Consider the following 11,944-nt stretch of genomic DNA (forward strand, 5'->3'; position numbering starts at 1 on the left):
TCATGCGACATATTACCTAAGATGTTTCGGCGTTCATTACTCGAACGCCTTATTAAGCGTATTTTTTTGGGTTATTAGCGCAGAAATTATTAGTCTCGGCCTCTGTTACCTATCTGACTAATATTAAAAAAGGCTAATACCTCTTTGAGTTCTGCCGTCTTTTCTGAAATAACGATATTGGCGCCTTGAGTATGTTGAGCACTGGTTACACTGTTCTTTACTGTTGTGTTAATACCTTCAATACGTTCGGTAATATCTTGCGTCACGATACTTTGCTCTTCTGAGGCAGAAGATACCATGGTGTTCATTTCAGATATTTCTATAACTTGTTGTCTGATATCGGAGAAGGCTTGTGAAAGTTCAAGCATCATTTCTTGCGAGCGTTGAACCAATACTGTGTTTGAAGACATGTATTCGTCAGCTTTTCTGGACTGAGATTGCAGTTGAGTGATGATGTTTTTAATATCCACCGTAGATACTTGAGTTCTCTTTGCAAGAGATCTTACTTCATCAGCGACTACTGAAAACCCACGTCCATGTTCCCCAGCACGCGCTGCCTCTATTGCAGCATTTAAAGCAAGTAAGTTTGTTTGCTCTGATATTGAGCTGATAACTTCAACCACCGAGTTTATGTGTTCAGAATGCTCCCTTAGTTCATTTACGATAATGGCTGATTCCGCCATCGCTGAACTCACATCATGATTTATATTATCGGCTTCGCTGATGACGTTGGCACTGGTTTCAATAACCTGCATAGTGGCTTTTGCCATTCTGTCTGCGTGCGCAGCGTTGTCTGATACGCTAGACGCCGCTGCTGATAACTCAGTTGCCGCCGTTGCTACTTGCTCTACATTATTAAACCCAGAGCTTGCATTGGTGTTTGTATCATCGATTAACTGTTCTATCTTAGTTTGTTGTACGGCTAAATCTGACATCTTAATATTCGACTGTTCGACAATATTAGAGATACTTTGTTGTAACCGTTGTAATGAAGTTTGTACCTGATCGAGTTCGTTATTACTTGAGTTGGACTCAATAGGAGTGAATTCACCGATGGACATTTTTTCAAGCGTTGATACCATAATCGGTAGGTTTCTAAGCTGTCTTTGAATCGCGACATAAACAGTTATCATCAGTAAAATACCAATACATGCGAACAACCCTATGATCCCTGTCATTAGGCTTTTGTTCATAGTGTCTTCATGACTTTGGTTAGTCCATGCAAACAAGTCATAGCTATCTGTCAGTGGCTGCTTTGAGACTGTGTACGGTTTGTCAGATCCCTCAGCTTTATATAGATAGGGGGTGTTGGTCAGTGTTGTAAAGTTTGGGCGTAAATCATAGATATTTTTATTCACCCAGCCTGTTTCTCTGGTTGAGGCGTCTGCCATCACAATCTCGCCATCTTTTGTTGTAATAGCAAATTCGACACCAAACTCCGGCATTAACTCAGACAGTGTTATATCAACACCAAATACTCCAACTAACTGTCCACTTCTCTTAATTGGTGCAGATACTGAAATAACTCGTTCGCCTGTGTTACTAACATAGGGAGCTGATATATAGCTAGTATTGCCTTTTGTGGATATGGCGAGAAACCACTCTCTCTGCATTTTGATAACATTAAAATCCTTCACCCAGCCTTTGGATAGTGCACTAAATGGGGTGCCATTTATGTCTGCAAAATAAACATCGATAAAAGCAGGGTTTGCGGAATGAACTCTATCTAATACTCGGAGCATTCGAGATTCATCAAAAGGGGCGTCAGTTCCGTAATATGGAAGTAGAAACGCGAATTGTTGAATCATAGACTTTGTATCTTCTAGGTTCGACTCAAACGTTTGAGAAACAACACTGACCACTTCGTCGTTATTAACTTGAATGTTTTCCCATTTCCAGTTGTTGAGATAGTGATTTGCAGATGTTAATGCGGTCAAAAATAAACCGAGCATAACTATAAGAAAAGATAGGGATATCTTCTTGACCATTCTATGGTTCCTTTAATACAAGATAGGGGGTATTAATCAAAATTTGAAAGTTGGCCGATTGTTAACCAATTTGAAAGGGTGTCTAGTTTTTGAAGGTTATTGATTGTTTTTGAGGTTTTTAATGGCAGGGATGATTAAATTGGTCGCAGTTTATAGAAGAGAAGAAGGCTGAATCTCGGGGCTAAGGAATCTAAGCCATATGTAACCGACTAGACTTGATAACCTAGTCGGTTTTTTCTAATCAAGGAAATTAGCTTATCTAGGAAGCTGCTTAACTCGCGCTAAGGTATCACTGAATGGTTGCTGCTCTAGCTTACCGTAACCAACCATTTTGCTGGCTTTAAGCTTGGTTGAAAGAGGGGTGGCGATTCCGCATAAGAAGCGAGTAATAGCTTCGTCGGTAATCAATTGTTGGCTAGCAGAGATGAACTCATGTATCCATGTCATCACCGTTTCATCATCGACAGGTTCAACATCAACGGTTGGTAAGATTGCCACTTCTCCTCGACATACAGAGCAGTGACCGCAGTTTGTTGGTGCTTTATCATCAGCAAAGTAACTCGCAAGGCGTGAGCTGAGGCAAGTATCCGCCTCAAAGAAATTCAGCATTTGGTTAAGACGGTTTATCTCGCTGTTCTCTTTTGCTTTAAACAACTCAGTGAGACGCTCGGACAGTTGCATCATATCTTCAGAAGTATTGTGGATCGTGTAGACATCCGTGATCTGCTTGCTCTCCAATTCAATCCAACCTTGTTCATTGAAGTAATCGATAGCTGCAACTACACGCTGACGATCAGCTTGGAAATGAGTCCAAAGCGCATCAAAGTCGACTTGGCACCACACTCTTGCTTGAGGTGAGCATTGGAAAATCGCTTCTACAAATTGACGACGTTCACTTTGAAATTGGTCTGTGATCTGCTGCTTTGGGCGAATGAACTTAAATTTGTAATCGGCAAAGTAGCTGTACTTCGGCTCAATCACCCCTTCAATTTCGAGATACACCAGTAGTGTTTTAAGCGGTAACTGACGAATGTTGGATTCACGTGATAGCTGGTTAAGCATGATCTCCCATTGGTTCGAGCCAGCAGCGCCAATGTTTTGATTTTCGTAGATCTCTTTCAATACTGCCTGGATCGATATGTTGTCGGGTGTATCACCAAAAACGAAGTTCTCGAGTGTGCTTAAACCATGTTTGTTAGCGAGTAGAATACATTCAGACGCTTGACCATCTCGGCCAGCTCTGCCGATCTCTTGTGAGTAGTTCTCTATCGATTTTGGTAAATCAAAGTGAATTACTCGGCGAATGTTGGACTTATCCACACCCATACCAAACGCAATGGTTGCGACGATACAGCTCACTTCATCATTCATGAATTGATGTTGAATAGCATCTCTATTTTCAGGCTTAAGACCCGCATGGTAAGCCACGGCATTAACGCCAGCATTGCGAAGTTGCTGAGCCACCATCTCTGCTGTTTGTTGAAGGGTGACATAAACAATAGTCGGAGCGAGAGAAGCTTGGTTAACGACATTACACAAGGTTTCTAGCTTGCTGGTTTGTTCGCAAGGTTGAATCGACAGGTCGAGGTTTTGACGATAGAACCCCGTAACCACAACGCGTTCCTCATCAATTTCAAACTTCGACTTCATATCTTGGATAACAGATGTCGTCGCGGTTGCTGTCAGTAGCAGCACTTGAGGAATATTGAGCTGTTTCTGGTATTGAGGAAGCTTCAGATAATCTGGTCTGAAGTTGTGTCCCCATTCTGAAATACAGTGCGCTTCATCTACCACCAGTAACGAGATCGGCACTTGGGAGATAAACTGGCGAAAGCGTTCGTTTTTCAAGCGCTCAACGGAGATCATGAGGATCTTGGTGTCACCGTTACGTACCGACTGCATAACCTGTTGTGTGGTTTGTCTGTCTTGGCTTGACTCGATTGCAGCTGCGCTAATGCCTTTACTGTGCAGGAAAGCGAGTTGGTCTTTCATTAAAGCTAACAGTGGCGATATCACCAAGGTTAAGTGCGGCAGCTCTAATGCTGGTAATTGATAGCACAGCGATTTACCTGAGCCTGTCGGGAATATTGCGGCAGTCGAGTGACCAGATAGAACGTTATCAATGACTTGCTTTTGCCCATTACGCAGTGAGTCGAATCCGAATACTTGTTTTAGCTTCTGCTCAATCATTTATGTTCTACCTGAGTTATTAAGTGTCGTATTGATGCTAAAGCGGGCGCCTATTCATGATAGCGTCGCTTGATGAATCAAATGTCTTGCACCTGATTGTACCTAATTCTATTCTGTAGCTCCTATAGAAAAGCACCCCAATAGTATGAATAAGTCTGAGCTTCGCCAAATAATCATAGAGCAACTCGAATCCCGATTACGTATCGCACAATCTGCTACTCAACGCGCGATTGACGCTGCGACAGATGAAGAGACAGTGCCTGAGCATAAGTACGATACATTGGCGCTAGAAGCTTCGTATCTCGCCCATGGTCAAGCGGTGAGGGTGCAAGAGTGTGAGGACGACATTCAGTGTTATCGTAACTTAGTGCTGCGTGATAGTGAGAAGATTACGGTGAGCAGCTATGTTGTGGTCATTGACGAGCGAGATAAATATAAACACTTCTTTATGGGGCCGAGAGTTGGGGGGCTGTCTGTCACGTGGAATGATAATGAAGTAGCTATCGTGACGGCAAATGCACCTTTTGGTCAGGCGTTAATGGGTAAAGAAGTCGGTGATGAAATTGAATTTAAAGTTGCTGATAAACAGTTTTGCTACGAAGTGGTATCGGTTTACTGAATAATTGGCTAAGGAATATAAGACGTTGCTCTGACAAAGAAGCATAAACCCAAGGTATAGTAATTTGTCAGATTGATGAGAGGATGTTATGAAAAGCAATGTATTTATGAAAAACAATCTATTAATCGCATCGTTAACAGCGGTAATCTCTGTTGTGAGCCTGCCAACTTTTGCTGCTCAGTGTCGCGTTGATTTGAAGAATGAATTACGAATCGATGATCAAAAAGTCGAAATCCATCAAGTGAATGGCGATACTGCCGTTTTTGATGGCAACAACGATCTCTATATTCATGGTGAGAAGGTTGAGCTTGATGCCAACCAACAAGCGGCGATTGAGAAATACCGCGATAACATGAGTGAGTACTTACCACGCGCAAAACAAATGGCGAACGATAGCCTAGCGTTAGCTAATGACGTGATTGATGATATTGCGGCTAGTCTGGATTCACCTGAGTCATTTGATAATGTAAAAGAATCAATGAAAACCTACTTTGCTGAGCTGGAAGCGCGTTACTATAAAGATGGCGAGTTAGTGCTACCAGCAGAAAGCTTTGATTCGATGGCCAATGGTTGGTCTGAAGATTTCGAGAAGGCGAAAGAAATCTTTAACCAAGAATTTATCTCTAGTGCTTTTAATGCGATGTCAGAGAAAATGAAACAAGACGGTGGTCTAAACCTTACCGAACTGGCTGACAGTATGGCTGAATTAAAGCTTAAAGTTGAAGAGCGAATGAAAGAACACTCTCAACAAGTACAAGAAGAAGCAAACGAGTTCTGTGATTCTCTTGATGAGATGGCGGAACAAGAGCAAGAGTTGCATGAAATCATTCCGAACCTAAAAGACTATCAAGTCTTCACGATCTAATTCGAGTCTAGTGATGAATAGCAAGAGCACCGACTGGTGCTCTTTTTGTTTGTATAAATGGAACCACACGGCGAGTATTTATCTCAATTTAATCCATTCCCTTATCAAGCCTGCCACCTCGCTTTATTGCTTTTAATTGAACGATAAGACTGGTTATTTGTTAATTTTGTGGTTCTAAATAGCGCATTGATTGTAAAAATCAGAGAATTGTTCATTTATTTGTTGTGCCTATCATTGCTTTTTATTACTGTACTCCTCAACTAGTTCACTGATTTTTAATGCGGGCGATATGGACCAACAATCTTCCTCTTCAAGAGAGCACTTTAGCTCTCGTTTAGGCTTCATTTTAGCAGCGGCTGGTGCAGCGGTTGGCTTGGGTAATATTTGGGGTTTCCCGACTCAAGTTGCCAGCAATGGTGGCGGTGCTTTCCTTTTGGTCTATTTGATCATGATCTTCGTGGTTGCTTTCCCTATGCTGGTGGTAGAGATGGCTATCGGCCGTCACGGCCAAGCAAACCCAGTTGATAGCATGCGATCTTTGACGACAAACCCTTTGGGTAAGAAAGTCGGTGAGTTTGTCGGTTGGATTGGACTGAGTGTACCAAGCGCCGTGTTGGCGTTTTACAGTATTGTTGGTGGCTGGTTAATCTGCTTCCTAATTGGTGCAGTCGCGGATCTTATCGGTCTAGAGGCTGCTGCTGATTGGTTTAAAGGCTTCAGTGTTGAGCGAAACGTATTTGGTACCGTCGCGTTCTATGTTCTGACTATCTTGATTGTTCAGGGCGGTGTTAAGCAAGGCATTGAGAAATGGTCGACTCGTTTGATGCCTGCGCTATTTGTTTTATTTGGCTTATTGTTTGTTTACATTATGACGCAATCTGGCGCGATGGAAGGCTTAAAACATTACCTAGTGCCAGACTTTGAGAAAGTGTGGGATAGAAAACTGATTCTGGCGGCAATGGGACAGGGCTTCTTCTCGCTCACTATTGGCGGTTGCTCTATGTTGGTTTATGGCTCTTACTTAAGCAAGAAAGAGAACCTGCCAAAAATGGCAATGAACGTTACTCTGGTTGATACAGCGGTTGCTTTTATTGCTGGTTTAGTAGTGATGCCTGCGATGTTTGTTGCGATGCAAAAAGGCGTTCAAATCTACGCTGAAGACGGCTCACTATTAAGTTCTGACACGCTAGTGTTCACGGTTCTGCCGTTGATGTTTGATAGTTTAGGTGTGCTTGGCCAGATCTTCGCAATTGTGTTCTTCTTATTACTAACGATTGCTGCACTGACTTCTTCTATTTCGATGCTTGAAGGCCCGGTTGCGCTAGTGAGTGAGCGTTTCAATACTAGACGTACGCCAACAAGCTGGGTAATTGGTGGTGCTATCGCGCTGTTTAGTGTGGTGATTGTTTACAACTTTGCTGCGATGTTTGGCATGGTTGCGATGATTGCGACTCAGTACCTTCAACCGGTCGCTGCATTGATGTTCTGTGTATTTGGTGGTTGGGTATGGAGCCGAGCTTCGAAAGTGAAAGAGCTTGAGCAAGGTTGTCCGGACTTTCAACTTGGTTGGTTTGGTAAGGTTTGGCCTATGTATGTGAAGTTCGTGTGCCCAATCTTGGTAGCAACGGTTATCTGGGCTTCTTTCGGCTAATTAGCCATTATTGTTTGCTTGTCTATTGTTCACTCGTCTTAATTTAACCAAGCCGCTCTCATAGAGCGGCTTTGTTGTATCTGAATGATGGCGATGTAACGTGACAGTTTGTCGATACTAAAAAGGCGCATACCTGAGGGGATGCGCCTTTCAAATAGAGGGGAGTTAAGTAATGACTTACTTAATTTCCATACCTTGAGCTTGCAAGTCTGCATGGTAAGAAGAACGTACAAATGGACCACAAGCTGCGTGAGTGAAGCCAAGCTCTAGAGCAATCTCTTTCAGCTCATCGAACTCAGAAGGCGGCACGTAGCGTTCTACTGGTAAGTGGTGGCGGCTTGGTGCTAGGTATTGGCCTAGTGTCAGCATAGTCACACCATGTTCGCGAAGGTCTTTCAGTACTTGAACGATCTCTTCTTTCGTCTCACCAAGACCCATCATCACACCCGATTTTGTTGGAATATCAGGGTGCTGCTCTTTGAATTTCTTCAGTAGATCAAGAGACCACTTGTAGTTCGCACCTGGACGCGCTTTACGGTATAGACGTGGCGCTGTCTCTAGGTTGTGGTTGAAAACATCTGGCGGGTTGTCTTTCATTAGATCAAGTGCAACGTCCATACGACCGCGGAAGTCTGGAACCAGTGTTTCGATACGAATATTTGGGTTTAGTTCGCGAATCTCACGGTTACAGTCAGCAAAGTGCTGAGCACCGCCGTCACGCAAGTCATCACGGTCAACTGAAGTGATTACTACGTACTTCAGTTTCATGTCTTTAATCGTCTTAGCCAGTTTCTTCGGCTCTTCTGCTTCAGGAGCAACAGGACGACCATGGGCAACATCACAGAACGGGCAGCGACGAGTACAGATAGCACCAAGAATCATAAACGTTGCCGTACCGTGGTTGAAACACTCGGCTAGGTTAGGGCAAGACGCTTCTTCACAAACTGAGTGCAGGTTGTTTTTGCGCATTGCTGATTTGATTTCTTGAATACGATGGCTGTCTGAAGGAAGTTTAATCTTCATCCATTCAGGCTTACGTAGAACTTCTTTCTGTTCAGCAGGCATATTCTTTACGGGAATTAATGCCATTTTGTCAGCGTCACGATATTTAACGCCTTTTTCCATTTGGATTGGTTTGCTCATGATTTTATGCTTCTGCTGTAATGTTACTGGTGGCTTGAATGTCTACTTGGTCATAGCCGAGTAGCTCTACGAGCTCTTGTATTAACTGTTGCTCAACGTTTTCTAGTTCACTTGGGCCGCCAAGTTGGCTGACTTGTGCCATTTCCATACCTTGATAACCACATGGGTTAATGCGTAGAAACGGAGACAGATCCATATCGACGTTCAATGCTAGCCCGTGGAATGAGCAGCCACGTCGAATACGTAATCCGAGTGAACAGATTTTCTTGCCATCGACATAAACACCAGGAGCGTCAGGTCGGGCAGCTGAATCTATATTGTAAGCTTTCAGAGTGTTGATTACGAGGTTCTCAATATGAGTAACCAAATCGCGTACTCCGAATTTCTTGCGGCGGATGTTAATCAGAAAGTAAGCAACTAATTGGCCTGGACCGTGGTAAGTCACTTGGCCACCGCGATCGCTTTGTATTACAGGGATATCACCGGCATTTAATACATGCTCAGCTTTGCCTGCTTGTCCTTGAGTGAAGACAGGGTTGTGCTCAACCAACCAAACTTGGTCTACGTCTTCTTCCGTGCGTTCGTCTGTGAACTTATGCATGGCTTTCCATACAGGTTCGTAATCCTGACGGCCTAATTTTTTTACGATTAGCTTATTTTGCAAAGCTGCACTCCCTCAAGGATTAATAAAGTGAACGCATTATAAACGCGAAACATGATTCTAACTACAGACGGACTGCAAGGTTTTTCAACTTTCTTTGTATTTATTGAAAATTAAGTTGAGTGAATTTGAGTTCTTTACGGGGCTTTAAACAAAAACAGCGGCAATAAGCCGCTGTTTTCTCATATGCAACTAGAGATTACAGAACCATACGAACGATTTCGATCTCGCCCAGTTCTTTATAAAGAGTTTCTACTTGCTCAATTGAAGTCGCAGTAATATTGATAGAAACAGAGTGGTAGTTACCTTTTGCACTCGGTTTTAGCGTTGGGCTGTAGTCACCAGGAGCATGACGCTGGATCACTTCTAGTACTAGCTCAGTCAGTTCTGGCTTAGCGTGGCCCATTACTTTGTAAGTGAATGAACAAGGGAACTCTAAGAGGTCTTTTAGTTTTGCATCAGAATTGATGTTCATGATTAGCTCCAAAAGGCTAGACGCTCGCAAATTGGCGAAATGTCGATAAAAAGCGTGTTCGGTCAACAGACACGAGTAATAAGGCGGAATATTACGTGTAAATATCACCGAACTCAAGATCAACAAAAGCCGCACATGGCGGCTTTTGGTTCGCTAATAAGTAAATCATGAATTTACTCATTAGGTTAGCTATACAACAAGCTTAGGTTTTACCTAGAACAAACCTTTGGCTTGTTTAGAATAAACCCTTGAACAGAAGAACTAGGTAGTCCCATAGACGGCTAAATAGGCTGCCTTGGTCTACATCTTCAAGTGCTAGTAGTGGGTATTCAGCAACGTCTTCACCGTCTACTTGGTAGAATAGTTTACCAACTACATCGCCTTTGCTGATTGGCGCTTCTAGCTCTTTCTCAAGAACGAAGCTTGCCTTCAGGTTCTTAGCTTGACCACGAGGTAGCGTAACGAAAGTATCTTCGTCGACACCCAGTGCAACTGTGTCCTTGCTACCCATCCAGATCTTCTCTTCTACGAAGGTTTCACCCGCTGTGTGTGGTGCCACTGTTTCGAAGAAGCGGAAGCCGTAGCTAAGCAGCTTTTTACTTTCTGTCTTACGAGCATTAGCATTCTTGGTACCCATAACTACAGCAACTAGGCGCATTTTGCCTTCGGTCGCTGAGCTTACTAGGCTGTAACCTGCATTGCTTGTGTGGCCCGTTTTGATGCCATCAACGTTCATGCTCTTATCCCATAACAGACCGTTACGGTTGTACTGGGTGATGCCGTTGTAAGTGAATTTCTTCTGCGAGTAGATACGGTACTCATCAGGAACATCACGAATCAGCGCCTGACCAAGTAGCGCCATATCGTAAGGCGTTGAGTATAGGTTCGGGTTGTCTAGACCGTGCACGTTAGCAAAGTGCGTGTCTTTCATACCGATAGAGCTTGCCCACGCGTTCATTAGGTCAACGAATGCATCTTCAGAGCCGGCGATGTGTTCAGCCATCGCAACACAAGCATCGTTACCTGACTGAACAATGATACCGCGGTTCAGTTCTTCAACTTTAACCGTTGTACCTACTTCAACGAACATCTTAGATGAATCTGGGAAGTTTTTAGCCCAAGCATTTTCACTGATTACAACATCGTCGTTTAAGTTGATGTTGCCACGCTCTAGCTCTTGGCCTATTACGTAGCTCGTCATCATCTTGGTTAAACTTGCTGGAGAAAGTTGAGTATTCATCTCTTTCTCTGCTAGTACTTTGCCTGAATGGTAATCCATCAGAACAAAACCTTTAGCGGCGATTTGAGGTGCATCAGGAACAACAATAGGAGCGGCGAATGACGATGTAGCTATCGTTGCAGAAAGAGCAACAGAAGTAGCAAAAATCGATTTAACAAGTTTATTAGATTTAATCATTTTGAATGCAATTATTTGGTGAACTATTCATATATTAACAGAATCACTCTGTCACACCAGAGCGCTGATTACCAGAAGTAACTGTTAGATTAATTAGCGAGTTAGGGTGTGTTTTTTTATATAAGCTGACGGGTAACCCATTAGCTTAACTTGTTCTAATTTCTCTTGAGTCAGAGCATAGTCATGAAATGGCCCAATCATCAGGCGGTAGTTGTCATCATTTGGCTGCAAGAACGTTGCTACTTCTAGCTTTTCGGCTAGATCTTTCGCTAACTTTTCGGTTCTATCTTCATGTGGAGATGTCGCGACTTGAATAATAAATTGCGGTAAAGCTGCCTTTTTATTTGCGTCGGTTGGCATAGCCACAGTAATGACTTCAATCTCAACATTTGCCGTGCCCGTTCTCAACACATCGAGCTTGTAAGCTGCCGCATAACTAAGGTCAATGATTCGGCCTTCATGGAATGGGCCACGGTCATTGATACGAACAATAGTGGTTTTGTCATTGTCGGTATTCGTCACTTTTACATAGCTTGGAATTGGCAATGTTTTGTGAGCTGCTGACATCGAATACATGTCGTAGATCTCGCCGTTAGACGTTAAGTGACCATGAAATTTTTTACCGTACCAAGAGGCCTTGCCTTTCTCAGTAAACCCTTCGGTCTTTTTTACTATCTTGTAGTCTTCGCCACGCAGAGTGTAATCCGTATTACCACCTAAACTATAAGGTTCATACTGAGGGTGAGCATCTTCTAAATGCTCTACCGAAATCGGTGCGTCTGGCGCAATATCTGAATCAATATCGTAGCGACCAGCTGGCTTTTGTGAAGAACACCCATTGATTAAAACTGCTAGCCCTAAGATAGAGACTATTTTTTTGATTGGCAGCTCATCAACCAAGGATGCTTTTTTTGGAAACGTTGTAATAGACATCG

Annotated in this window: 10 protein-coding genes; 3 read left to right on the forward strand and 7 right to left on the reverse strand. The window is 43.2% G+C overall.

Annotated elements, in window-relative coordinates; translation table 11 throughout:
- Nucleotides 1-89: 89 nt before the first annotated feature.
- Nucleotides 90-1,988, reverse strand: coding sequence for a methyl-accepting chemotaxis protein (locus ATB74_RS19585; RefSeq protein ID WP_061019506.1), 1,899 nt, complete (start codon nt 1,986-1,988; stop codon nt 90-92).
- Nucleotides 1,989-2,243: 255 nt separating this feature from the next.
- Nucleotides 2,244-4,178 carry a RecQ family ATP-dependent DNA helicase gene (locus tag ATB74_RS19590; RefSeq protein WP_061019507.1) on the reverse strand — a complete coding sequence of 645 codons (1,935 nt, stop codon included), beginning with the start codon at nt 4,176-4,178 and terminating at the stop codon, nt 2,244-2,246.
- A gap of 145 nt (nt 4,179-4,323) precedes the next feature.
- Between ATB74_RS19590 and ATB74_RS19595 the strand changes: the two genes are divergently transcribed.
- The 3 genes from ATB74_RS19595 to ATB74_RS19605 all read left to right on the forward strand — a co-directional run bounded on the left by ATB74_RS19595 (nt 4,324) and on the right by ATB74_RS19605 (nt 7,313).
- Nucleotides 4,324-4,797 carry a GreA/GreB family elongation factor gene (locus ATB74_RS19595; protein WP_061019508.1) on the forward strand — a complete coding sequence of 158 codons (474 nt, stop codon included), beginning with the start codon at nt 4,324-4,326 and terminating at the stop codon, nt 4,795-4,797.
- A gap of 88 nt (nt 4,798-4,885) precedes the next feature.
- Complete coding sequence (locus ATB74_RS19600) at nt 4,886-5,662, forward strand: YggN family protein (RefSeq protein WP_061019509.1); 777 nt, start codon at nt 4,886-4,888, stop codon at nt 5,660-5,662.
- Between the two features lie 289 nt (nt 5,663-5,951).
- Nucleotides 5,952-7,313, forward strand: a complete 1,362-nt coding sequence (locus ATB74_RS19605; RefSeq protein ID WP_060983363.1) for a sodium-dependent transporter — start codon at nt 5,952-5,954, stop codon at nt 7,311-7,313.
- 177 nt (nt 7,314-7,490) lie between these two features.
- Here the strand turns inward: ATB74_RS19605 and lipA are convergent, their stop codons facing one another.
- The 5 genes from lipA to ATB74_RS19630 all read right to left on the reverse strand — a co-directional run bounded on the left by lipA (nt 7,491) and on the right by ATB74_RS19630 (nt 11,942).
- Nucleotides 7,491-8,456 carry a lipoyl synthase gene (gene lipA, locus ATB74_RS19610; protein ID WP_017059920.1) on the reverse strand — a complete coding sequence of 322 codons (966 nt, stop codon included), beginning with the start codon at nt 8,454-8,456 and terminating at the stop codon, nt 7,491-7,493.
- 4 nt (nt 8,457-8,460) lie between these two features.
- Nucleotides 8,461-9,120 (reverse strand): lipoyl(octanoyl) transferase LipB, encoded by a 660-nt coding sequence (gene lipB / locus ATB74_RS19615; RefSeq protein ID WP_004737632.1) that lies wholly within the window; start codon nt 9,118-9,120, stop codon nt 8,461-8,463.
- Between the two features lie 196 nt (nt 9,121-9,316).
- Nucleotides 9,317-9,595, reverse strand: a complete 279-nt coding sequence (gene ybeD, locus ATB74_RS19620) for a DUF493 family protein YbeD (RefSeq protein WP_026084358.1) — start codon at nt 9,593-9,595, stop codon at nt 9,317-9,319.
- Nucleotides 9,596-9,827: 232 nt separating this feature from the next.
- A complete protein-coding gene (locus tag ATB74_RS19625; protein WP_017067140.1) occupies nt 9,828-11,009 on the reverse strand; it encodes a serine hydrolase in 1,182 nt (393 codons plus the stop codon).
- A gap of 93 nt (nt 11,010-11,102) precedes the next feature.
- The gene (locus tag ATB74_RS19630) at nt 11,103-11,942 is read right to left on the reverse strand and encodes a septal ring lytic transglycosylase RlpA family protein (protein ID WP_061019510.1); all 840 of its coding nucleotides are present in this window, start codon (nt 11,940-11,942) and stop codon (nt 11,103-11,105) included.
- Nucleotides 11,943-11,944: the final 2 nt, after the last annotated feature.

This window comes from Vibrio splendidus, from assembly GCF_001557875.1.
GTDB lineage: Bacteria > Pseudomonadota > Gammaproteobacteria > Enterobacterales > Vibrionaceae > Vibrio > Vibrio splendidus_F.